This is a genomic window from Streptomyces sp. NPDC001514, assembly GCF_053597075.1.
The window spans coordinates 321,761-344,633 of record NZ_JBSFHO010000003.1; the positions used below are offsets into that span (position 1 = coordinate 321,761).

Annotated in this window: 19 protein-coding genes and 1 pseudogene; 14 read left to right on the top strand and 6 right to left on the bottom strand. The window is 73.4% G+C overall.

Annotation, left to right across the window (positions count from 1 at the left end; all coding sequences use genetic code 11):
• Positions 1 to 66 precede the first annotated feature (66 nt).
• From ACWCXB_RS06000 to ACWCXB_RS06025, 6 genes are all read left to right on the top strand, one after another.
• Positions 67 to 2,520: a SpoIIE family protein phosphatase gene (locus ACWCXB_RS06000; protein WP_450719440.1), complete on the top strand. Its 2,454-nt coding sequence runs from the start codon at positions 67 to 69 to the stop codon at positions 2,518 to 2,520.
• Positions 2,521 to 2,628: 108 nt separating this feature from the next.
• Positions 2,629 to 3,354 carry a class I SAM-dependent methyltransferase gene (locus ACWCXB_RS06005; protein WP_450719442.1) on the top strand — a complete coding sequence of 242 codons (726 nt, stop codon included), beginning with the start codon at positions 2,629 to 2,631 and terminating at the stop codon, positions 3,352 to 3,354.
• A 117-nt stretch (positions 3,355 to 3,471) separates the two neighbouring features.
• Entirely contained in the window at positions 3,472 to 4,305 is an 834-nt protein-coding gene (locus ACWCXB_RS06010; RefSeq protein ID WP_450719444.1) for a M55 family metallopeptidase, read from the top strand.
• Complete coding sequence (locus ACWCXB_RS06015) at positions 4,298 to 5,644, top strand: M20/M25/M40 family metallo-hydrolase (RefSeq protein WP_450719446.1); 1,347 nt, start codon at positions 4,298 to 4,300, stop codon at positions 5,642 to 5,644. The genes ACWCXB_RS06010 and ACWCXB_RS06015 overlap by 8 nt, the downstream gene beginning before the upstream one ends.
• A gap of 13 nt (positions 5,645 to 5,657) precedes the next feature.
• Positions 5,658 to 7,676 carry a prolyl oligopeptidase family serine peptidase gene (locus tag ACWCXB_RS06020; protein WP_450719448.1) on the top strand — a complete coding sequence of 673 codons (2,019 nt, stop codon included), beginning with the start codon at positions 5,658 to 5,660 and terminating at the stop codon, positions 7,674 to 7,676.
• Positions 7,677 to 7,697: 21 nt separating this feature from the next.
• Entirely contained in the window at positions 7,698 to 8,660 is a 963-nt protein-coding gene (locus ACWCXB_RS06025; protein WP_450719450.1) for a S66 peptidase family protein, read from the top strand.
• An 87-nt stretch (positions 8,661 to 8,747) separates the two neighbouring features.
• On the opposite strand, the gene ACWCXB_RS06030 is transcribed toward ACWCXB_RS06025, so the two are convergent.
• Both ACWCXB_RS06030 and ACWCXB_RS06035 read right to left on the bottom strand, forming a co-directional pair.
• Positions 8,748 to 9,866 (bottom strand): adenosine deaminase, encoded by a 1,119-nt coding sequence (locus tag ACWCXB_RS06030; protein ID WP_450719452.1) that lies wholly within the window; start codon positions 9,864 to 9,866, stop codon positions 8,748 to 8,750.
• A 127-nt stretch (positions 9,867 to 9,993) separates the two neighbouring features.
• Positions 9,994 to 10,752: a GntR family transcriptional regulator gene (locus ACWCXB_RS06035; RefSeq protein ID WP_450719454.1), complete on the bottom strand. Its 759-nt coding sequence runs from the start codon at positions 10,750 to 10,752 to the stop codon at positions 9,994 to 9,996.
• A 267-nt stretch (positions 10,753 to 11,019) separates the two neighbouring features.
• On the opposite strand from ACWCXB_RS06035, the gene ACWCXB_RS06040 reads away from it, so the two are divergent.
• The 5 genes and pseudogenes from ACWCXB_RS06040 (at position 11,020) to ACWCXB_RS06060 (ending at position 14,796) form a co-directional block, all read left to right on the top strand.
• Positions 11,020 to 11,334 carry a DUF1049 domain-containing protein gene (locus ACWCXB_RS06040; protein ID WP_450719456.1) on the top strand — a complete coding sequence of 105 codons (315 nt, stop codon included), beginning with the start codon at positions 11,020 to 11,022 and terminating at the stop codon, positions 11,332 to 11,334.
• A 19-nt stretch (positions 11,335 to 11,353) separates the two neighbouring features.
• Entirely contained in the window at positions 11,354 to 11,947 is a 594-nt protein-coding gene (locus ACWCXB_RS06045; protein ID WP_450719458.1) for a GNAT family N-acetyltransferase, read from the top strand.
• A 33-nt stretch (positions 11,948 to 11,980) separates the two neighbouring features.
• Positions 11,981 to 12,171, top strand: a pseudogene (locus ACWCXB_RS06050) (arginase family protein); the annotation flags it as partial.
• A gap of 309 nt (positions 12,172 to 12,480) precedes the next feature.
• Positions 12,481 to 14,454, top strand: coding sequence for a DUF5107 domain-containing protein (locus ACWCXB_RS06055; protein ID WP_450719460.1), 1,974 nt, complete (start codon positions 12,481 to 12,483; stop codon positions 14,452 to 14,454).
• A gap of 21 nt (positions 14,455 to 14,475) precedes the next feature.
• Positions 14,476 to 14,796 carry a hypothetical protein gene (locus ACWCXB_RS06060; RefSeq protein WP_450719462.1) on the top strand — a complete coding sequence of 107 codons (321 nt, stop codon included), beginning with the start codon at positions 14,476 to 14,478 and terminating at the stop codon, positions 14,794 to 14,796.
• Here the strand turns inward: ACWCXB_RS06060 and ACWCXB_RS06065 are convergent.
• Positions 14,759 to 15,568: a class I SAM-dependent methyltransferase gene (locus tag ACWCXB_RS06065; RefSeq protein ID WP_450719463.1), complete on the bottom strand. Its 810-nt coding sequence runs from the start codon at positions 15,566 to 15,568 to the stop codon at positions 14,759 to 14,761. The two genes, ACWCXB_RS06060 and ACWCXB_RS06065, sit on opposite strands and share 38 nt — an antisense overlap.
• A gap of 84 nt (positions 15,569 to 15,652) precedes the next feature.
• Complete coding sequence (locus tag ACWCXB_RS06070) at positions 15,653 to 17,185, bottom strand: phosphatase PAP2 family protein (RefSeq protein WP_450719547.1); 1,533 nt, start codon at positions 17,183 to 17,185, stop codon at positions 15,653 to 15,655.
• A gap of 310 nt (positions 17,186 to 17,495) precedes the next feature.
• On the opposite strand from ACWCXB_RS06070, the gene ACWCXB_RS06075 reads away from it, so the two are divergent.
• From ACWCXB_RS06075 to ACWCXB_RS06085, 3 genes are all read left to right on the top strand, one after another.
• A complete protein-coding gene (locus ACWCXB_RS06075) occupies positions 17,496 to 18,068 on the top strand; it encodes a TIGR03086 family metal-binding protein (protein WP_450719465.1) in 573 nt (190 codons plus the stop codon).
• Positions 18,069 to 18,180: 112 nt separating this feature from the next.
• On the top strand, positions 18,181 to 19,401 hold the full coding sequence (locus ACWCXB_RS06080; RefSeq protein ID WP_450719467.1) for an aminotransferase class I/II-fold pyridoxal phosphate-dependent enzyme: 1,221 nt from the start codon (positions 18,181 to 18,183) through the stop codon (positions 19,399 to 19,401).
• A gap of 815 nt (positions 19,402 to 20,216) precedes the next feature.
• Complete coding sequence (locus ACWCXB_RS06085) at positions 20,217 to 21,260, top strand: MBL fold metallo-hydrolase (protein ID WP_450719469.1); 1,044 nt, start codon at positions 20,217 to 20,219, stop codon at positions 21,258 to 21,260.
• A 33-nt stretch (positions 21,261 to 21,293) separates the two neighbouring features.
• Here the strand turns inward: ACWCXB_RS06085 and ACWCXB_RS06090 are convergent, their stop codons facing one another.
• A complete protein-coding gene (locus tag ACWCXB_RS06090) occupies positions 21,294 to 21,950 on the bottom strand; it encodes a DedA family protein (RefSeq protein WP_450719471.1) in 657 nt (218 codons plus the stop codon).
• Positions 21,947 to 22,720 (bottom strand): MBL fold metallo-hydrolase, encoded by a 774-nt coding sequence (locus ACWCXB_RS06095; protein WP_450719473.1) that lies wholly within the window; start codon positions 22,718 to 22,720, stop codon positions 21,947 to 21,949. Before ACWCXB_RS06095 ends, ACWCXB_RS06090 begins: the two co-directional genes overlap by 4 nt.
• Positions 22,721 to 22,873 lie beyond the last annotated feature (153 nt).

Here is a 22,873-nt window from a genome sequence, read left to right on the forward strand (position 1 = left end):
CCCAGGGGCCTACCGTGGTGTAGGAAGCCGCACAGCCCGGGCGGCAGGGGAAGGAGCCTCCCACCCATGGACAGTGGCGTTCCGCCGCAGGTGCCACGGCAGTACGCCGCGGCCGGTCGGATTCCGCTCGCCGTGGTCGTCGTCGACAGTGACGGACTGGTGTCCCACTGGTCGACAGGTGCGCGGCGGCTGTTCGGCCACCCGAAGGAGGACGCGGTCGGCAGGCCCGCCGTCGAGTTACTCCCGGTCTCCGGCGCGCTCGCGGAGGACGGCCCTTACGAGTCGTACGAGAGCTACGGCGGCCTCGGCCCCGGGCTCAACGCCTCGATCAGCGGCCTGACTTCCTACCCGGCGGCCGGGCGCGCCCGGCTCTCCGTCGGCGGCGCTCCGGACCGGACCGACGTGGTGTGGTGGGCGTACCCCCTGGTGGGTCCAGGGCACGAGCGGCTGCTGGTGCTCGCCGCGGACGCCGCGCAGTTCGACCCGGGCGAGGGCGTGCCGGGCCCCGACGCGAGCGTGGAGCGCATCGCCCCCGGCTTCGCGCTGCACACCGAGTTCCCAGGCTCCGACGAACTGGCGCGCCGGTTCCCCGAGATCCTGCCGAGCATGAGCGTCCAGGAGTCCAGCCGGATCGTGGGCCAGGTCCTCGAACTGGGCTACCCCGTCCTTGAGTTCAGCCACCACGACCGGGTGCCGGTCACCCCCGACTGGGGCGTGCCCAAGCGCGCCGAGCGCAGGGAGCGCCGGCAGGCCGCGCGGGAGGCGGCGGCCGCGGGCCGTGCCATCGAGCCGGACGCGGCCGATCTCGAGGAGGACCTCGAATACGCCGCCGTGCGCGAGCGCCTCGAGTTCCTCAACGAAGTGAGCGGCCGCATCGGTTCCTCGCTCGACCTCGCCCGTACGATCCAGGAGGTCAGCGCGGCCGTCGTCCCCCGGTTCACGGACGTCGCGGGCACCTATCTGCGCGAGCAGGTCATCGCGGGCGAGGGCTTCCCGGACGGGCCGCCGGACGCGACCACGATGTGGCACCGCGTCGCCGTCGAGCACGTCGACGAGCCCGGCCGCTGGGACGATGTCGTTCCGGTCGGCGAGTCCATGCCGTTCCCCGAGCACACCCCGTTCTTCCAGTGCATGACCACCGGCGAGCCGGTCCTCGTGCCGCGCATCAGCGAACAGATGGGCACGGCCATCGCCTCCCAGTTCGAGAAGCGGGACATCCGGCCGTTGATCAACGGCCGGTCGATGCTGGTCGTGCCGCTCAAGGCGCGCCATGTGGTGCTGGGCTTCATGATCCTTCTGCGCCACCCGGAGCGCGCCCTGTTCAACGACATGGACCGGGTGACGGGCGCCGAACTCGCGGCCCGCGCGGGGCTCGTCCTCGACAACGCGCGGATGTACACGTACCAGGAGAACGTCGCCGAGACCCTGCAGGACTCGATGCTGCCGCAGATCACCCCGCGTATGGCGGGCTGCGACACGGCGACCCGCTATCTGCCCGGCACCCTTCTGGGCCGGGTCGGCGGTGACTGGTTCGACTCCATCAAACTGCCCGGCTCGCGCACCGCCCTGGTCGTCGGCGACGTGATGGGCCACGGCCTCAACTCTGCCGCGATGATGGGCCAGCTGCGCACGGCCGTCCAGACCATGGCCGCGCTCGACCTGCCGCCGGACCAGCTGCTGCGCAACCTCGACGACCTGGCGCAGCGGCTCGGCGAGCACTACCTGGCGACCTGTCTGTACGCCGTGTACGACCCGATCGCCGGTGAGCTGCAGCTGGCGAACGCGGGCCATGTCCCGCCGGTTGTGGTGCGCGCGGCGGACGGGCGCAGCGAGCTGCTCGATCTGCCGACCGGGGCGCCGATCGGGGTCGGCGGAGTGCCCTTCGAGACCGTGCGGATCGACGTCGAACCCGGCGACCGGCTCGTCATGTGCACGGACGGGCTCGTCGAGGTGCGCGGCGAGGACATCGGCGTCGGGCTCGCGACCCTCTGCGAATCGGCCGCGCACCCGGCGGCCTCGATGGACGACGCCTGCGACACCATCATCCGGTCCCTCAACACACGCGGCGGGCGCAAGGACGACGTCGCCCTGCTCATGGCCCGGCTGAACGGCATAGCGGCCGAGGACGTCGCCCGGTGGCAGCTCGCGCCGGAGCCGAGCGAGGTGCGCCGCGCCCGTCGGCTCGCACGCGAGCAGCTGGCGGCCTGGGGGCTGGACGAGCCCGCCGAGACGCTGGAACTGCTGGTGAGCGAGCTCGTGACCAATGCGGTACGGCACACGGCGGGCGGCGGCGGCCGGATCGAGCTGCGGCTCGTACGGAGCGACGCCCTGCTCTGCGAGGTCGCGGACGACGGGCACACGCTGCCCACGCTGCTCAGCGCCGGTCCCGGCGACGAGTCGGGGCGCGGGCTGCGGGTGGTCAGCAGCCTGGCGCGGGAGTGGGGCACGAGCCGGTCGGGCAGCGGCAAGTCGGTGTGGTTCGAACTGCCGCTGCCGCGCGCGAGGTCGAACGCCAGGTGAACGAATGCACCGGGGTTCTTGCCGCCGTAACCTCGGGGCGATAGACCGATCATGACGCGGCATCAGATGCCGGTGCCGCGCGTTTCCTTTTGCCCTGGGGAGCAGGTCATGAGCGTGACGAGCCGGTACAAGGACGCCTGGGAGGGCTTCTGGCGGGAGGCGCCGGACGAGCCGGGCGCGGTCTTCTGGGACGCCGAGCCGTCCGTCACCGCGGGCGTTCACCTCGCCCTCTTCGAGTCGCACCTGGCAGCGCCCGAGCTGCCACTGCTGGACCTCGGCTGTGGCAACGGCACGCAGACGCGCTACCTCGCGGAGCGCTTCCCCCAGGTGCTCGGCGTGGACCTCGCGGAGGCCGCGGTCGACCACGCCCGGCAGCAGGACAAGGGCGGCGAGGTGCGCTACCGCACCGTCGACGCGGTGGACGGGGCCGCGGTGGAGCAGCTGCACGCGGAGCTCGGCGACGCCAATGTGTACATGCGGGGCGTGCTGCACCAGTGCGAGGCCCAGGACCGTGGCGCTCTCGCCCGGTCCATCGCCACGCTCGTGGGAGACGGCGGGCGGGCCTTCGTGGTCGAGCTCGCGGAGGCGGCCGGGCGAGTCCTCATGGGCCTCGCCCAGGACCCGTCGGGCCCCCCGGCGAAGCTCCAGCCGGTCTTCCGCCACGGCATCGCACCGGGCGCGGTCGCCGACGCCGAGATGCCCGAGTACTTCCGCGCGGCCGGACTCGACGTGCTGGCGACCGGCGAACTGCCGCTCGCCACGACCGAGTACACGGCCGACGGCTCACGCCTCGAACTGCCGTCGACGTGGCTGGTCGTGGGGCGGAACGGGTGACTCGGTAGGGCCGGCGCGCAGGCTCCTGCGCCGCCCGGCCGGGGTCCGGGGCTGCCCTCCGGACACGTTGTCCACAGGGGTGGTGGGGGCGTCGGGCGGCGCGTACGGTTTCGAGGCATGAAGATCCTCATCAGCGCCGACATGGAAGGCGCCACGGGTGTCACCTGGCCCGCCGACGTGCTGCCCGGCACACCCCAGTGGGAGCGCTGCCGAGCGATGTTCACCTCCGACGTGAATGCGGCCGTGCTCGGCTTCTTCGACGGCGGCGCCGATGAGGTGCTCATCAACGAAGCGCACTGGACCATGCGCAATCTCCTGCTGGAGCGGCTGGACGACCGGGCCGAGATGCTCACGGGACGGCACAAGTCGCTGTCCATGGTGGAGGGCGTGCAGCACGGCGACGTGGACGGCATCGCCTTCGTCGGCTACCACACGGGCGCGGGCGCGGAGGGCGTGCTCGCGCACACGTACCTCGCGAACTCCATCACCGGCGTCTGGCTCAACGGCGAGCGGGCGAGCGAGGGCCTGCTCAACGCCCATGTGGTTGCGGAGTACGGTGTCCCGGTCATCCTGGTCACCGGAGATGACCTGACCTGCGAGGACGCCCTCGGCTACGCGCCGGGGGCCCGCAAGGTCGCGGTCAAGGACCATGTCTCGCGGTACGCGGCGGTGTGCCGCACCCCGGCCCGTACCGCCGCCGAGATCCGTGCCGCCGCCAAGGAGGCCACGGAGCTCGCCGTCCGCCACGAGCCGGTGCGGGGCGGGCCGTTCACCGTGGAGCTGGAGTTCGACGCCGAGCATCTCGCCGCGGCGGCGACGGTCGTTCCGGGCGCCGCCCGCAGCGGCGAACGGCGCGTCGCCCACACGAGCGCGACGATGTATGAGGCAATCCGCACCTTCAAGGCGGTCACGACGATCGTCTCCGCCGCGGTGGAGGAGCAGTATGGCTGACGTGACAGCTACCGAACATCCGGGCATCGACGCGATCGCCCTCGACGAAGTCGTGACCTTCACCTCCGAGCTGATCCGGATCGACACCACCAACCGCGGCGGCGGTGACTGCCGCGAGCGGCCCGCCGCGGAGTACGTCGCCGAGCGGCTCGCCGGAGCCGGCCTGGAGCCGCTCCTCCTGGAGCGCACCGCCGGCCGTACGAACGTGGTGGCCAGGATCGAGGGCACCGACCCCAGCGCGGACGCCCTGCTCGTCCACGGCCATCTCGACGTGGTCCCCGCCGAGCCCGCCGACTGGACCGTCCACCCCTTCTCCGGTGAGGTCCGCGACGGTGTCGTCTGGGGCCGCGGGGCGGTCGACATGAAGAACATGGACGCGATGGTCCTCGCGGTCGTACGGGCCTGGCAGCGCGCGGGGATCAGACCCCGCCGGGACATCGTCATCGCGTACACGGCGGACGAGGAGGCCAGCGCGATCGACGGCGCCGGCTTCCTCGCCGACCGGCACCCGGAGCTGTTCGAGGGCTGCACCGAAGGCATCAGCGAATCCGGGGCTTTCACGTTCCACGCCGGGCCCGGCATGGCGCTGTATCCGATCGGGGCGGGGGAGCGCGGGACCGCCTGGCTGAAGCTCACCGCCCACGGCAGGGCGGGCCACGGCTCCAAGGTCAACCGGGCCAACGCGGTGACCCGGCTCGCCGAGGCCATCGCCAGGATCGGCGCACACGAGTGGCCGGTGCGGCTCACCCCGACCGTGCGGGCGGCCCTGACCGAGCTGGCCGCGCTGCACGGCATCGCCGCCGATCCCGACGCGCCCGGCTTCGACGTGGACGCGCTGATGGACAAGCTGGGCCGGGCGGCCCTGCTGGTCGAGCCCGTCGTGCGCAACAGCACCAACCCGACCATGCTGGACGCCGGTTACAAGGTCAACGTCATCCCCGGACACGCCACCGCCTTCGTCGACGGGCGGATGCTGCCCGGCGGCGAGGACGAGTTCCGCGACACCCTCGACCGGCTCACCGGACCGGACGTCGACTGGGAGTTCCACCACCGGGAGACCGCCCTGGAAGCGCCCGTCGACTCCCCGACGTTCGCCAAGCTCCGCGCGGCCGTCGAGCGGTTCGACCCCGACGGTCACGTCGTCCCCTTCTGCATGTCCGGCGGCACGGACGCCAAGCAGTTCTCCCGGCTCGGCATCACGGGCTACGGCTTCTCACCGCTGAAGCTGCCCGAAGGCTTCGACTACGGCGCCATGTTCCACGGCGTCGACGAACGCGTCCCCGTCGAGGCGCTGCACTTCGGCGTCCGGGTACTCGACCACTATCTGAAGTCCGCATAGGGGGGAATGGGCAATGGCACCCACGGGGGCCTACGGGACCTGGCCGTCGCCGATCGATGCCGAGCTCGCCGCCTCGCACGACGGCCGTCCGGAATACGTGGGCACGGTCGGCGACGAGGTGTGGTGGACCGCTCCGCGCCCCGCCGAGGGCGGCAGGCGCGCCCTGATGCGGCGGCGGGCCGACGGCGTCGAGGAATCGGTGCTGCCCGCGCCGTGGAACGTCCGCAGCAGGGTCATCGAGTACGGTGGCCGCCCCTGGGCCGGGGTGCCGCGTGCCGCTGCCGGCCCGCTCGTGGTCTTCGTGCACCACCCCGACCAGCGGCTGTACGCATACGAGCCGGACGGCGGGGGCGAGCCCCGGCCGCTCACCCCGGTGTCCCGGGTCGGCGGCGGGCTGCGCTGGGTGGATCCGGTCGTCCGCGCCGACCGGGGCGAGGTCTGGTGCGTGCTGGAGGAGTTCACCGGACCGGCTGCGACCGATGTGCGACGGGTGATCGCGGCGGTGCCGCTGGACGGTTCGGCGGCCGACGACCGCGGCGCCGTACGGGAGCTCACCGACGACCGGCACCGCTTCGTCACCGGGCCCCGGCTGTCCCCCGACGGGCGGCACGCCGCATGGATCGCCTGGGACCATCCGCGTATGCCGTGGGACGGCACGACCGTGCTGCTCGGCGAGGTGGCCGAGGACGGCCCCTTCCGCGCGGTGCGGGCGGTCGCCGGGGGCGCCGACGAGTCGGTCCCCCAGGCCGACTGGGCCCCGGACGGTTCGCTGCTGTACGTCTCCGACCGGAGCAACTGGTGGGAATTGCAGCGCATCCGGCCCGATGACCTCGACGGCCTCGCCGGCCTCGAGGGTGGTGATGTGCCCGTCACGGGCCTCTGCACGGGCCGCGGCGAGGAGTTCGGCGGCCCGCTGTGGAAGATCGGACTCACCTGGTTCCAGCCGCTGGAGAACGGGCTGATCGCCGTCATCCACGGCAAGGGCGCCACCGCTCTCGGCATACTCGACCCGGAGACGGGCGAGCTCGTGGACGCCGCGGGCCCCTGGACCGAGTGGGCGTCGACGCTCGCGGTGCACGGCACCCGGGTCGTCGGAGTCGCGGCGAGCCCGCGCAGCGGTTACGAGATCGTGGAGCTCGACACCTGCACGGGCAGGACCCGCGTCATCGGCTCGGCCCACGACGACCCGGTCGACCCCGCCTACTACCCCGAGCCGCAGATCCGCACCTTCACCGGGCCCGACAACCGCGAGATCCACGCGCATGTCTATCCGCCCCACAACCCGGACCGCATCGCGCCGGGCGACGAACTGCCCCCCTACGTGGTGTGGGCCCACGGCGGCCCCACCGGCCACGCCCCGCTCGTCCTCGACCTGGAGATCGCCTACTTCACCTCGCGCGGAATCGGCGTCGCCGAGGTCAACTACGGCGGCTCGACCGGCTACGGCAGGGAGTACCGCAACCGGCTGCGCGAGCATTGGGGCGTCGTCGACGTCGAGGACTGCGCGGCGGTCGCCCAGGCCCTCGCCGCCGAAGGCACCGCCGATCCGCAGCGCCTCGCGATCCGCGGCGGCAGCGCCGGCGGATGGACCGCCGCCGCGTCCCTCACCGGCACCGACGTCTACGCCTGCGGCACGATCATCTACCCCATCCTCGATCTCCTGGGCTGGGCCACCGACGAGACCCATGACTTCGAGTCCCAGTACCTGGAGTCGCTGATCGGGCCGCTCGCCGAGGTCCCCGCCCGCTACCGGGAGCGGTCGCCGATCGAGCACGTGGACCGGATCACCTCCCCGTTCCTGCTGCTCCAGGGCCTGGACGACCCGATCTGTCCGCCCGCGCAGAGCGAGCGCTTCCTGGCGCGGATGGCGGGCCGCGGCATCCCCCACGCCTACATCGGCTTCGAGGGGGAGAGCCACGGCTTCCGCCGCGCCGGCACCCTGGTCCGCGCGCTGGAGGCCGAACTGTCCCTGTATGCCCGGACGTTCGGCGTCACCCGCACCGATGTCCCCTTGCTCGAACTGAAGAAGTGACACGCTCGCACTGAAGATGACATGCACGAGTTGAACCGGGAGCCCGAGACCGTGACCCTCACGCCCCTGACCCGGCCCGCGCGACTGCGGCCGGGCGCCAGGATCGCCGTCGTCGCCCCCAGCGGCCCCGTTCCGGCGGAACGGCTCGAAGCGGGACTGGACATCCTGCGCGGCTGGGAGCTGGAGCCGGTCGTGATGCCCCATGTCCTCGACGAGCACCCGCGGCTCGGCCATCTCGCGGGAGAGGACGCGGCCCGCGCCCGGGACCTCCAGGTGGCATGGTGCGACCCCTCGGTCTCCGCCGTGATGTGCGCCCGCGGAGGCTACGGCGCCCAGCGCATGGTCGACCTCGTCGACTGGGCGGCGATACGCGCGGCGGGACCGAAGGTCTTCGTCGGCTACAGCGATGTGACCGCGCTCCACGAGGCCTTCGCCGTACGGACCGGGCTGTCCACGCTGCACGGCCCGATGTCCGCGGCGGTGACCTTCCTCAAGGATCCACGCACCCAGGAGTCGCTGCGCGCCACACTCTTCGAGCCCGAGTCCGTCCGCACCCTCGGCCTGGAGACGGCCGGGCCGCTGGTGCCCGGCCGCGCGAGCGGCATCACCCTCGGCGGCTGTGTCAGCCTCCTCGCCGCCGACCTGGGCACCCCGCACGCCCGGCCCTCCGCCCGGGGCGGGCTGCTGCTCATCGAGGACGTCGGCGAGGAGCCGTACCGCCTGGACCGGATCCTCACCCAGCTGCTGCGCTCGGGCTGGCTGGACGGGGTCGCCGGCGTGGCCCTCGGCTCCTGGGCGGAGTGCGGCCCGTACGAGGAGGTCCGGGCCCTGCTCCAGGACCGGCTCGGCGGACTCGGCGTTCCGGTCGTGGAGGAGCTGGGCTTCGGGCACAGCCCGACGGCACTGACGATGCCGCTGGGGATCCCGGCGGTGCTGGACGCGGACGAGGGAACGCTGACGCTCGACGTGCCCGCACTGAGCTGACGCCTTCGGCCTGAGCCGGTGCGCTCTCCGGCCGGCCCGCCGCGCCCTCAGCCTGGGCCGATGCCCTCCGGCCGAGTGGTCGTACGGTCAGCGCAGGCCGAGGGCCGCGTAACCCGGCCGGATGACCTCGTCGATGATGCGGCGGCGTTCCGGCAGCGGCAGGAAGGCCGACTCGACGGCGGCGGCCGTGAACTGCTCGAAGACCTCGGGGCCGTAACCGAAGGCGTCCACCATGTGCTGGAACTCGCGGCTCATGGTGGTACCCGAGACCAGGCGGTTGTCGGTGTTGAGGGTGATCCGGAAGCCGAGGCGCCGCAGCAGGTCGATCGGGTGCGTGGCGTAGTCCTTCGCGGCGCCCGTCTGGAGGTTGGACGTCGGGCAGACCTCCAGCGCGATGCGGTTGTCGCGGACGTACGCGGCGAGGTGGCCGAGCGTCGCCGTGCCGTCGTCGTGGACCCGGATGTCGTCGGTGATACGCACCCCGTGACCGATCCGCTCGGCGCCGCAGACCTGGACCGCCTCGTGGACGGACTCGGCGCCGACGGCCTCGCCCGCGTGGATCGTGAAGTGGCAGTTGTGCCGCTTCAGGTGCTGGAAGGCGGGGAGGTGGTTGGCAGGCGGGTTGCCGATCTCGCCGCCCGCGATGTCGAAGCCCGCCACCCCGCGGTCCCGGTGGGCGACCGTGAGCTCGGCTATCTCCAGGGAGCGCCGCGTGTGCCGCATGCCCGTGAGCAGCGCGCGGACCGTGATCCGGCCGCCCGCGCGGCGCTCACCCTCGCGGAAGCCCTCGTTCACGGCCTCGACGACCTCGTCCAGGCTCAGGCCCCGCTCCAGATGCTGCTCCGGCGCGTATCGCACCTCGGCGTAGACGACCCCGTCGGCAGCCAGGTCCTCGGCGCACTCGGCGGCGATGCGGAAGAGCGCCTCGCGGGTCTGCATCACCGCGCAGGTGTGGGCGAAGGTCTCCAGATACCGCTCCAGTGATCCGGAGTCCGCGGCGTCGCGGAACCAGACGGCGAGCGCGTCCGGGTCCTCGGTGGGAAGGGCGTCGTAGCCGCACTCCCGGGCCAGCTCGATGATCGTGGCGGGGCGCAGACCACCGTCCAGGTGGTCGTGCAGGACGGCCTTGGGGGCGCGGCGGATCCAGTCCGCGACGGGGGCGAGGGCGGTAGCGAGGTCGGTCGCGGAGTTGTCAGACAAGTGCATGCAGCGGGAGTGTACGGCACGGGGTCGCCCGGCGCCGTGACGGGGCGCACGGGCGGCCGGGCGAGCCCCGCCACCGGCGCCCCGCGCGCCCGCGGCGCGCGGGATCCGGCCGGCGAGGGCCGGGCGGTCAGTTCGACTGCAGCACCGGCAGCGCGGGTGCCCCCGTCGGCAGCATGTGCTTGGCCGCCAGGATCGGCATGTCCCCGGCGCGCACGACCTGCGTGATCAGCACCGCCGGCGTGTCGGCGGGCCGCTCCAGCTGCGCCCCACGCCGTCGCCCGAGCACCGTCGCGGTCACCCCGGAGTGTGCCGTGAGCGTCATCCCGCGCGACGCCTCCACCAGCACCGCCAGCATCGAGGTCCGGTCGGCGCGACCGGCCTCCCGCAGTGCGTGCGCGAACGCCGGATGCGCCCGTTCCAGTACGTCGTCGGCCGCCGCCCACTCCTGGCTGAGCGCCGCTGCGGCGTCCCCGTACAGCAGGGACTCCCAGAACCGCAGCTCCGCTCGGGCGGGCGCGAGCAGATGCTGGGTGGTGAAGTCGGTCGGTTCCTCGACGGCCCGTCGCAGCGCGCGCACCCGCAGCGGCGCGCCGGCCGACAGCTGCTCCTCCAGCGGCTGGATGTGCTCGAAGCCGCGCCGGGGCGGCCGGTCGTTCACGGTCCTGCCGACACCTCGGCGGACGGTGAGCAGCCCGTCCTCCTGGAGCAGCAGCAGAGCCTCGCGCAGAGCGGGCCTGCTGACCCCGAGCTCGGCCGCGAGGCGCGGCTCGGACGGCAGGGTGGAGCCCGGGGGATAGGTGCCGTCGTGGATGGCGTCCGCGATCCGCTCGTACAGCACGACGACCGGCCTGCGCTGCGGTCCGCTCGCCGGTCCGCTGACTGCCATGGTCTCTCCCCGGCTCACTTGTCCGCTCACGTCCCTGTCCACGCGTGCGGCTATGTCTTTGTATGTGCCTTGTACGCGCCTTGTACGTGCCTTCATCCTCCCGCTCACGGTAGTTCACGTAGCTGCAGGTGGGACACAGCTTGTCTGACAAGGCCGAGGGGCGGGGTGGGTGGCCCACGGGTGCCCGGGGCGGGGCGGCTCACGTTCTCTCACTCGTACGGCCCGCTCCCGAGCCTCACGGGGCCAGGATCCGTCCATCCTGGTCCCATGACCCCGAAGGACGCATCGACAGGCGGCACGGCCGGCGGCAAAGGCGGGTCCAAGGGGGGTGGGACCAGAAGCGGCAGCGCCACAAGCGGCGGCGCCAGGGGCGGCGGCCTGGGCGGCCGGTTCACCCTGGCCAGGATCGCGTTTCTCGTGCTCGCGGCCCTCACGCTGATCTTCATCTTCGAGAACACCCGGCGGGTGAAGGTCAGGCTGCTGGTCCCGGAGGTCGTCATGCCGCTGTATCTGGGCCTGCTGGGCGCGACGCTCCTGGGCGTGCTCTGCGGTGCGTACCTCTTCCGGCGCCGCGGCAAGTGACGGCGGTTAGCCTGGCGCCATGTCCGCCCACCCCACCCACCCCCCGCACGACCGCGAACCTCCGCGCCTGCTCGCCAAGGGACCGCGTGTAGGCATACGGCACTACCGTCCCGGCGACGCCGAGGAGTTCACCGCGTGTGCCCGCGCGAGCAGGCACTTGCACCATCCCTGGCTCTTCCTGCCGGAGACGCCCACCGAGTACGGCGCCTACACGCTCAAGCTCTTCGACGATCCGGCAAAGGTCGGCTTCCTCGTCTGCGACCGCGACGACGGCAGCATCGTCGGATTCATCAACATCAACAACATCGTCCGCGGTGGCTTCCAGAGCGGAGACGTCGGCTACGGCGCCTTCGCGCACGCCGCGGGCCGCGGCCTGATGACCGAGGGCCTGGGCCTGGTCGTCCGGTACGCCTTCGGCCCGCTCGGCCTGCACCGTCTCGAGGCCAACATCCAGCCCGGCAACGCCGCGTCCATCGCCCTCGTCCGCGGTCTGGGCTTCCGGCTGGAGGGTTTCTCCCCCGACTTCCTCTTCATCGACGGCGAATGGCGCGACCACGAACGGTGGGCGATCACCTCCGAGATGGCGCTCCGGACGGACCCGCGAACCGATTGATCGCCCGGTGCACGGTGGGTGAGCACGAGCCGCATGCGGAACATCGTCGTGATCGACGCCCCTTCCAACCTCGGCCTGCGCCCGCCCGCCCCGGCACCGTGCCGGCTGTTACAAGCTCGCCGGAGCCCTCCGTGAACAGCGCTCATTCAACGGCTCGGGCCTTCGAGGGCGGAGTCGTCGTTCCGCCGCGCTACGACCGGGGCGACTGGAAGGAGGGCGACGGGACTGATGCCCGCCGTCGACAGCCCCGACCCGGACGGGCTGCTGCCCGACGAACTCCTGCCGTTGCTACGGACCTTGGTGCGCTCCGAACCGGCCTCAACGTCACCTCTACGACCCCGACCTCGACCCGGACGGCACCGCGGGCGCCCTCCTCACGGACCTCGTGGTCGCGGCCCTTTGCCGAAGACTGACCTGCTGAGCCCCTGGTCGGGGCGGCCTCCACCGTGTTCCATGGTCATCGCGCGCACCATGCGATCGAAGTGGGATCTACGTGTGAACGTGCGAAAGTGCGATCGAAAAGCGAGGTTGCCGTGGCCACGACCGTGCGACGTGCCGTACTGACCCTGCCCGCCGCCCCGTTGGGGCCCGAGAACCCGCTGCCGGCCCTCCGCCCCCTCGACGAGCTCCATGCGCTCGACGAACGGGCCAAGGAAGGCCTGCCGCGGGACATGGCCCGCCAGATCGGCTACGAGCCGCTGCGCACCGTCCTGCCCACGAGACTGCGCGACGGCTACGGGCGCGAGCGCGCCGCGACGGACCTCGACACGATCGTGATCGAGAACGAACGGCTGCGGGTCACCGTCCTGCCCGGACTCGGCGGCCGGATCCACTCCCTCCACCACAAACCCACCGGCCGCGAACTCGTCTACGCCAACCCGGTGTTCCAGCCCGCCGCCTTCGCTCTCAACGGCGCCTGGTTCTCCGGCGGCATCGAGTGGAACATCGGCGCCACAGGCCACACCACCCTCTCCTGCGCACCGCTGCACGCCGCCGTGGTCCCCGCCCCCGACGGCGGCGAGATGGTCCGGCTGTGGGAGTGGGAGCGGCTGCGTGATCTGCCGTTCCAGGTCGACCTCTGGCTGCCCGACGGCTCCGACTTCCTCTACGTCGGCGTCCGGATCCGCAACCCGCACGAGCGGCCCGCCCCCGTCTACTGGTGGTCCAACATCGCCGTACCGGAGGACGAGCGCACCCGGGTCGTCGCCCCGGCCGACGAGGCCTGGCACTTCGGTTACGAACGTGCGCTGCGGCAGGTTGCGGTGCCCGGGCACGAGGGCGTCGACCGCACGTACCCGCTGCGCAGCGAGTATCCCGCCGACTACTTCTACGACGTGCCGCGTGACGCCCGTAAGTGGATCGCCTCGCTCGACGAGGACGGGCACGGTCTCGTCCAGACCTCCACCGACCTGCTGCGCGGGCGCAAGCTCTTCCTCTGGGGAGCGGGGAGCGGCGGCCGGCGCTGGCAGGAGTGGCTGACCGAACCCGGCACGCCCGGTTACGCCGAGATCCAGGCCGGGCTCGCCCGCACCCAGCTGGAGCATGTACGGCTCGACGCGGAGGAGGAGTTCAGCTGGCTGGAGGCGTACGGACCGCTGTCCGCCGACCCGGCCGCGGTGCACGGCGACGACTGGGCAGCGGCCCGCGCCGAGACCGCCGCACGACTGGAGGCGGCCCTGCCCCGCGCGCACGTCGACGCGGCCTACGAGGCGTGGCAGCGGTGCGCGGACACCGAGCCGGGCGAGATCCTGGCCACCGGCTCGGGCTGGGGCGCGCTCGAAGTGCTGCGTGCCGGGTACAAGTTGCCGGGCACGCCGTTCCCCGAAGCCACCCTCGGTGAGGAGCAGGCGCCCTGGCTGGAGCTCCTGCGCACCGGCGTCCTGCCCACGCCGCGCCGCGTCGCCCCGCCGGGCCCCACCCTCGTCGCCCCGCACTGGCGCGACATGCTGGAGACCGCACCCGCCGAACCTCTCACCGAATACCACCTCGGTGTCGCCCAGTGGCACGCGGGCGACTTCGCCCAGGCCGTACGGAGCTGGGAGCGCGGCCTCCAACTCGCCCCCTCGCGCTGGCCGTTGCTGCGCGGCCTCGCCGTCGCCGACCTCACGAGCGGTCACATCGAGCGCGCCGCCGAGCTGTACGCGGAGGCTTTCGACGACCTGTGCGCGGAACGCCGCGACGACGGCGAGGCCTGGACGGCGGCGACGGCGGCGCTGGCCCGCGAGACCATCGAGGCCCTCCTGGCCGCCCGCCGCCCCGCGGCCGCCCGCGCGGTGCTGACCCGCCTGTGGCCCGGCATACGCAACCGCGGCCGCTTCCGCTTGCTGGAGGCCCGCCTCCTCCTCGCCGAGGGCGACCGCGACGCCGCCCGGGCGATCTTCGACGAGGGTTTCGAGGTGGCGGACCTGCGCGAGGGCGCGGAGATCCTCGGCGAGGTGTGGTCGGCGCTCACGGACGAGCCGCTCCCGGAGAGGTACGACTACCGGATGCGCCCGGTACTTACGTGAGGCCCCGCCGTCAGCGGTTCGGTGCGCGGCCATGCCGACGAACTGCTCGGGGCGGACCACCTGGGACTGTTCGTCTCCGTGCTCTGCCAGGCTGCGTGGAGGGCGAACCTCCAGCTCGACACCGATGGCGTCCCCCACGGCACCTGCTCGCCGTTCGCCCTCCACTTCGTCTTCCTGCTGGACCGCACCCGGCCCGCGGCCTTTGCGGAAGCGGTGGTGAGGGGGCAGGACGTGGGCGTCGCCCACGCGGACGGCCGGCTGACCGCCACCCTCACCGGTGAGGACTGGCCCGGTGCAGACCAGCCTAGGCGCGGCAGAGCAGTTCGCCGTGCGGGACCATGAACCAGGCGTCGTCCTCCGCGCCCCATTGCCGCCAGCCGTCGGCAATCGCTGCCAGTTCCGCCGGGCTCGCGTGGCCGCCGGCGACCGCCAGTTCCGCGTAGGACGATGCCGTCGTGCGGTCCGCCCAGAGCCTGCTCCACCAGGCGCGCTCCTCCGGCGTGGAGAAGCACCAGGCGGAGCCGGTCGCCGTGATGTCCGTGAAGCCCGCGCGGCGCGCCCAGGAGTGGAGCCGGCGGCCGGCGTCGGGTTCGCCGCCACCTGCGCGGGCGACGCGGTGGTAGAGCTCCAGCCAGTTGTCCAGAGCCGGTACTTCCGGGTACCAGGTGAAGGCACCGTAGTCGCTGTCGCGGACGGCGACCACGCCGCCAGGGCTGCAGACCCGCCGCATCTCGCGCAGCGCCTGCACCGGATCGCCGACGTGCTGCAGCACCTGGTGGGCGTGGACGACGTCGAAGGAGTCGTCCGGAAAGTCCAGGGCATGGACATCTGCGACCGCGAAGCGGACGTTGTCCAGCCCCCGCTCCGTCACCACCTCACGGGCGTCGTCGAGGACGGTCACGGCGGCGTCCACCGCCGTGACCGCACCGGGTGCGACGAGCGCGGCCAGGTCGGCCGTGATCGTGCCGGGCCCGCAGCCGACGTCGAGCAGGGCCATGCCTGGGTGCAGTTCGGGGACGAGGTAGGCCGCGGAGTTGGCGGCGGTCCGCCAGCGGTGCGAGCGCAGCACCGACTCGTGGTGCCCATGGGTGTAGACAGCGGTGTCCTTCGGCATGGCCGTACTCCCTCTCCCTCTCCCTCGCCTGAAGCAGTACGGCCACGGTACGCGCCTGGACCGAATAATGAGACCTGCGTTTTGCTATGTGGACATGTGCGAGGGTGTCAGCCCCACCACGACCGGCGGGACCGTGGTGGAGGATGCATCCGATGACGCCGGTCGGTACACGACGAGCGCCTCAGGCTTCTTCTCCAGGACCAACTCGCCCGCGGCCTCGCTCACTTCACCGTCGTACGCAAACGGTGTGCCCGGCGCCAGGCCGGAGATCCGCAGCTGCCGCAGCCGCACCGCCGCGTGGAAGGGGGAGCGGCTCAACGGCCCCGCGAGCGCCGCCGCGAGCAGCCGGAGCCCCGGGCCCCGGCCGCCGTGCACCACGCGCACGTCGAGCAGACCGTCCGCCAGGTTCCGCCGCCGGCCGGGCGCGGGGCCGACGCGCTGGTAGAGACAGTTCCCCGCGAACAGCAGCCACAACGGGCGCCGGGCCCCATGGAATTCGGCCTCCAGCGGACGGTCCCCGCGCAGCGTCCGCAGCGCCGCCAGAACTCCGGCGGGCCAGCTGCCGATGCGGGGAGACCAGCGCTCGCGGATCCGTACGAGTTCCGGATACACGCCGAGACTGAAGGTGTTGATGAAGTGCCCTTCGGCCGCGCCCTCCGGACCCGGCGTGAACCGGCAGAGGTCGACCCGTACGGCGTCGCCCGACGCCAGTGCCCGGCAGGTGTCGTCCACCGTCTCCACGCCGAGGTCGTGTGCGAAGTGGTTCAGCGTGCCGCCCGGGAACACGGCGAGCGGCAGCCCGCGCCGGGCGGCGAGGCTCGCCGCCCGGTTGACCGTGCCGTCCCCGCCCATGATCCCGAGCGCCCGGCAGCCGTCGGCGGCCTGCTCCAGGGCGGCGTCGAGCTCGTCCGGCGCGCACTCCACGATCCGCGCGAGCGGCAGGGCGTCCCGTACGAGCGCGGCGCCCGTCTCCGCACCTCCCGGCAGGACGGTCGTCGCACCTGCCGAGCGGTTGACGACGACCACCAGGTCCTTGCCACCCGGCAGGGCCGGGGCTTCGCCGTGCGGCCGACCCGGCAGCGGCAGCGGTTCACGGGTCGGCACCAGCGCGCGCACCGCGAACGCCGCGCCCACGCCCAGCGCCGTGCCCGCCAGTACATCGCTCGGATAGTGCGCACCCGTGTACACGCGCGACAGTGCGACCGCGAGCGCGGCGGGTGCGACCACCGCGCCCCACGCCTTCGACTCCATCGCCACCCCGGTCGCGAAGGCCGCGGCGGATGCCGAGTGCCCGGACGGGAAGGACGTGGTGAACGGCTGCCTTTTCAGCCGCCGGATGAGCGGCACGGCGTCGATCACCGGCCGGGCGCGGCGTACCGACCGCTTGCCCACGGTGTTGATCGTCGCGGAGGCGAGCGCCAGCGACGCGACGCCGCGCAACGCGGCCCGGCGGGCCCGCGGGCTGCCCCCGAGAGCCGCGATGCCGGCCGCCGTGCCGAACCAGAGGAGACCGTGGTTGGCCGCATGGCTGAGCCTGGGCAGGAACGGATGGGCGCCGGGCCAGTGCCGGGTCGCGACCGCGTGGAAGAGGCGCCGGTCCCAGTCCGCCGCCCGCATCAGGAGGTCGGGTTTCCGGATGCGCTTCGGGGCGCCCGGCGCGCCGGCCGTGAGGGTGGCGAGGTGGGCGGCGGTGTGGGCGGGCGCGTGCGCGGACGTGTGGGCGGCCTTCGGGGCTGAGGCGGACATGGAACGCGGGTACCCCGCCAGTCCGCGGCCCAAGCCGGACGTACGGCGAAGTTCCCCGAAGGGCCGACTCGGTGCCGACTCGGTGCCGCGGCGCTCCGCCGCGTCCCGGGCCGTCCCGGGCGTCCCGAGCCCCGTCGTGGACCGTTAGCGTCGGTCGCCGGGCAGGCGCAGAGTTGTCCGTATGGACAATCGCCTTCTGGACCGGCATGCCGAGGCGCTCGCGCTCTTCACCGAACGGGTGCACGCCGTGCGGCCCGACCAGTGGGACGCCCCGACGCCCTGCACCGAATGGTCCGTCCGGGATCTGGTGAACCATCTGACCGCGGAGCAGCTCTGGGTATCGCCCCTGGTCAGCGAGGGCCGGACCATGGCCGACGTCGGTGACGCCTTCGACGACGACGTACTCGGCGAGCACCCCGCCGTCACCTGGGACCGCGCCGCCTCCGCCGCGAAGGCGGCCTTCAACGAGCCGGGCGCACTGGACCGCACGGTGGAGCTGTCGTACGGCGAGTGCACGGTGGCCGCCTACTGCGCCCAGATGGTGGCCGACGCCACCGTGCACGCCTGGGATCTCTCCAGGGCCATCGGCGCGGACGAGGCGCTTCCCGGCGCGCTCGTCGACTTCACCGAACGTGAGGTCGCGCCATATGCCGCGGGGTTGGCCAAGAGCGGGCTGTTCGCACCGGCCGTGAATCCTCCCGCGGGAGCGGACGTGCAGACGCAGCTGCTCTGCCTGCTGGGGCGCAACCCGTGAGCGCGCGGATCACGGGAATGGGCTGACCGGAGCGGCGGGCCGGGCCGAACCTCCGTATAAAGGGCACGTGGACCGGGCAGGGTTCCCGGGCGCGAGCACGGGAGGTGGGCTTATGGAGCGGACCGATCCGGAAGACCACGGTCCGGTCCGTTACGGCCCGCACGCACCGGAGCCCGGCCTGCCCGTACTGCCCGAGCTCGCGGAGGTGCTCGCGGCCGCGGCCGGGCGCACATCGGACCCCGAGCCGCCCGGCGGAGGACCGATCCTGCGGGAGGCCGCCGCCGGCTACTGGTGGCGGCGGGGGCTGCGCAGCCACGCCGAGGACATCGCGGCCGCACCGGGCGCCCAGCCCCTGTTGCTCGCCCTGCTGGCCGCACACGGCGGCGACGTGCTGATGCCCCGGCCGTGCCCCGCCTGGTGGACGCCGCAGGCCCGGCTCCTCGGGCGGCCCGCGTACCACGTGCCCACGCCCGCGGAGTGCGGTGGCGTGCCGGATCCGTACGCCCTGCTGGAGACCGTGCGCAGGGTGCGGGCAGAGGGCGGTGCGCCGCACCTGCTGCTGCTCTCCGTCGCCGACGACCCGACCGCCACGGTCGCTCCTCCGGAGCTGGTACGTGAGGCCTGCGAGGCCGCCGTCGACGAGGGGCTGCACATCGTCAGCGACGAGACCTGGCGGGACACGCTGCACCGGCCGCACGAGCGGGTGCTGCTGAGCCCCGCCGAGATGTGCCCCGACGACGTGACCGTGCTCTGCGACCTGTCGGGCGCGCTCGCCCCGCCCGCGTGGCCGGCGGCGGTCGCCCGCTTCCCCGCCACGGAGCGCGCGGCGGGCCGACGGGCCAGGGTCCTCGACATCCTCACCGCGCTCGGGGCGTTCGTCGCCGGCCCGGTCGCCGTCGCCGCCGCGCACGCCCTCGGCGAGCCCGGACCGGTCACCACGCGGGCCGCCCGTGCGGCCGCCCTCCACGCACAGGTCGCGGCCGCGGTCCATCGCGCGGTCCTCACCGCGGGCGCCCTCGCCCGCCCCCCGCAGGCGGGCCGCCATCTGTACGCCGACCTGGGCCCGCTGCGCGCCCGGCTCGCCGCGCGCGGCGTGACCGACTCCATGGAACTCGAGGACTACCTCAGCGCCCGCCTCGGCACCCTGTCGCCCGGCGGCCACCGCTTCGGCGACGAACTCGGCGCCCTCCGCGTCCGCCTGGGCACGGGCCCGCTGCTCGGGACGACGCCGGCGGAGCGCCTGGAAGCGCTCGCCGCCGAACAACCATTGGAACTGCCCCATGTGGCCGGGGCATTGACCTTCTTCGGATCGGCCTTCGACGAACTCCGCTGACCCACCCGCGAACCGCGAACCGCACCCCGCGATGAACGGAGCCGCAGATGACGGACCACCCGGAGCCCCCGCCCCCGCACCATCCCGCCCGCCCCGAGGGCCGCCCGGCCGCGTCGGGCGGGCCGTACCCCGCCCATTCCTCAGGGGCCGCCGCAGATACGGGACCGACGCCCCGGCCGGCGTCGCCGAGCGGTGCGGCGCCCGCTGCCGGGGCCGGGCGCCCGGCAGGCTCCCCGCAGCTCGAGCCCGGCTCGTCCGGGGTGCGCTCCTCCGGTACGTCCGCCGCGCAGGTCTCCCCACGTACCGGCGAGGCCGGAGCTCCGCCCGGGGACACGGAGACGGCCGGGCCCGAGCGCGCGGCGCACACCGCGCGCCCGGAGTCCGACGCCCCCACCGTGCAGGCGGGCCCTTCGCCGCGTCCGGCGCCGACCGGGGGAGCGGGCACCGACAGGGGCGGAGACCGTGCGGGTTCCGTGGGAGCGACCGAAGTCTCAGGCACCGGGGGAGCTGCTGGTACGACCGGGTGCACGAGCGCGGCGGGCTCTGTCGGCGCAACGTGGCCCGTCGCCCCAGCGGGTTCCGTCGGCGCATCCGGGCCCAGCGGCGCGCAGGCAGCTGCTGATGCGACCGGGGCCGCGAGCCCGGTGGGGGCCCGTTCCGTGGCGCGGCCGACCGGTCCGGCGGGGTCCTTCGGCGCATCTGGGGCTGCGAGCCCGGCGGGAACCGCCGGCGCAACCCGGTCCGCGAGCTCGGCGCGGTCCGTCGGCGCATCCGAGGCCGCGAGCCCCGCGCGGTCCGTCGGCGCACCCGAGGCCGTGAGCGCGGACGGAGGCCGCCCCACGGGCGGGCTCCGGCCTCTTGGCGTCGTCCGCCGGTGGCCCTACTCGTTCGCCGACCGGCTCACCTCGCCGCTGCCCGGGGTGCGGGCCATGGCCAGACTGGCCAGGGACGGGGCGCTGCGGCCGGCCGCAGCGGGGCTGGCGGACATTCCGCAGCTGCCGTTCGCGCCCGGGCCGCTGCCCGCCGCGGAGCCGGGGACCGTCGCCGTCACCTGGGCCGGGCACGCAAGTTGGGTGGTCGCGATCGGAGGTCTGACCGTGCTCACCGATCCCGTGTGGTCGCGCAGGATTCTCGGTACCCCGGCCCGTCTCACCCCGGTCGGCGTCCGCTGGGAGGACCTGCCGCCCGTCGACGCCGTGGTCATCAGCCACAACCACTACGACCACCTCGACGCCCCCACCATCGCCCGTCTCCCCAGACGCACCCCGCTGTTCGTACCGGCCGGGCTCGGACGCTGGTTCCGACGCCGCAGGTTCACCCGGGTCACCGAGCTCGACTGGTGGGAGGCCGCCGAACTGCCAGCGCCTGGCGGGGGAGCGGTGCGGTTCGACTTCGTACCGGCACATCACTGGTCCAAGCGCACCCTCACCGACAGCTGCCGTTCCCTCTGGGGCGGCTGGGTCCTCACCGACCAGCAGGGCCGTCGGATCTACTTCGCGGGCGACACCGGATACGGCCACTGGTTCAAGGAGATCGGCCGGCGCCACCAGGACATCGATCTGGCCCTGCTGCCCATCGGGGCGTACGCGCCGCGCTGGTGGCTCAGCACCGTGCACACCGACCCGGAGGAGGCCGTGCAGGCCTTCCAGGACCTCGGGGCCCGGAACATGGCGCCGATGCACTGGGCGACGTTCGTGCTCTCCGCCGAGCCCGTCCTGGAGCCGCTCACCCGGCTGCTGGCGGCCTGGGAGCACACCGGCCTCGCGCGCGAGCGGCTCTGGGACCTCCCGGTCGGCGGCTCACGTGTGCTGTCTGTGACCGAACGGAGCCGCGCCGCCCGCCTGCTTGCCTCCGAATGAACCAGCCGGCGGCTCGCGCCTCCCGCCCGGGCCTCACGCCCGCTGCCCGTCCGACGAGCCCGGGCCCGGCCCCGGCCGCCCCGGCCCCCGCAGCCTGCGCCACAGCGCGGGCGCCGCGCTGATCAGCACCGTCAGTGCCACCGCTGCCACGACGCCCTGCCACGGCTCCGGGAACAGCGAGCCGCCGAGGATCCCGATGAGGCCGTACGTCGCCGCCCACGCCAGGCACGCCGGCGCATCGCCCCGCGCGAACCACGCTGTCGGCATCCTGGCCAGCAGACACGCCAGCATCACCGGAATACGTCCGGCAGGCACCAGTCGCGACAGCACGAGCACCTGTGCCCCGTGCTCGTCGAGCTTGCGCTGCGCCAGCGCCAGCCGGTCCGGAGCCGCCCGGTCCCGCAGGGCTCCCAGCCACTTCGAACCGTTCTTCGAGCCGACCCCGCGCCGCCCCAGCCAGTACAACGTGATGTCCCCGACGAACGCCGCGAGCGCCGCCACCAGGAAGACGAAAAGCAGCGCGAACGGCGCCGTCTGATGGAACGCCACCACCGCGGCCGAACTCACCAGCGCTCCCGTCGGTACCACCGGCACCAGCGCACCCAGCGCCACCAGCAGAAACAGCGACGGATAGCCGACGACCTGCTGTGTCTCCGGCGGCACCTGGCCCACGACGTCCTGGAGGGTCATGGGGCGACCTCCGGCCGGACACTCTCGCCGTGCCCCAGCCGGTGCACCGCCACCTCCGGCGCCAGCCGCGCCGCCTTCCGCACGAACTCGTCCCCGGGCGAGTGGAACTCGTGCGGCCTGATCGCGTCCATCCCGATCGGCCAGTACGTGCCGTAGTGCACCGGCACGGCCGAGCGGGGCGCCAGCGCGGCGAGGGCGCGCGCCGCGCGGTCCGGGTTCAGGTGCTTGTGCCCCAGGAACGGCCCCCAGCCGCCCACCGGCAGCAACGCCACATCCACCGGGCCGACCGCGTCCGCCATGGTGTCGAACAGCCCGGTGTCCCCGGCGAAGTACGTGCTCACCGCACCACGGATCACATAGCCGAGCGCCGGCGAGCGATGCGGGCCCACCGGGAGCCGCCGCCCGTCGTGCAGTGCGGGAACGGCTCGTACGCACAGACCCTCCACCGCCACCTCGTCGCCCGGCGCCACCTCGGTGATCCGGAGCCCGTCGAGTCTCCGGAGCCCCGGCACCGCGCGCTGAGCGCCGCGCGGCACGATCAGTCGGGTGCCGGGTGCGAGCCGGGCCAGCGACGGCAGATGCAGATGGTCGGAGTGCAGATGCGACACGACGACGGCCTCGGCGATCGCGGCCTCGGGCGGCGGCAGTTCACCGCGCCGACGCCGCAGATGCGCGAGCCTGCCCACGAACAGCGGGTCGGTGAGCACCCGGACCCCGGAGTCCTCGACCGTACAGGTGGCGTGACCCCACCAGGTGACCTCCACCGGCACGCACCGCCTCCTCACTCCCCGAGATCCGTGCACAAGCCTGCACAAGCCTGCACGAGCCAGCACGAGCCCGTGTACGAGAGTAGGCGTTGCGCGACCGCGCGGTCCTCCGGCAGCCCCCGATGTGCGCCTGTCTCGCGCTGCCGCACCCGGAGT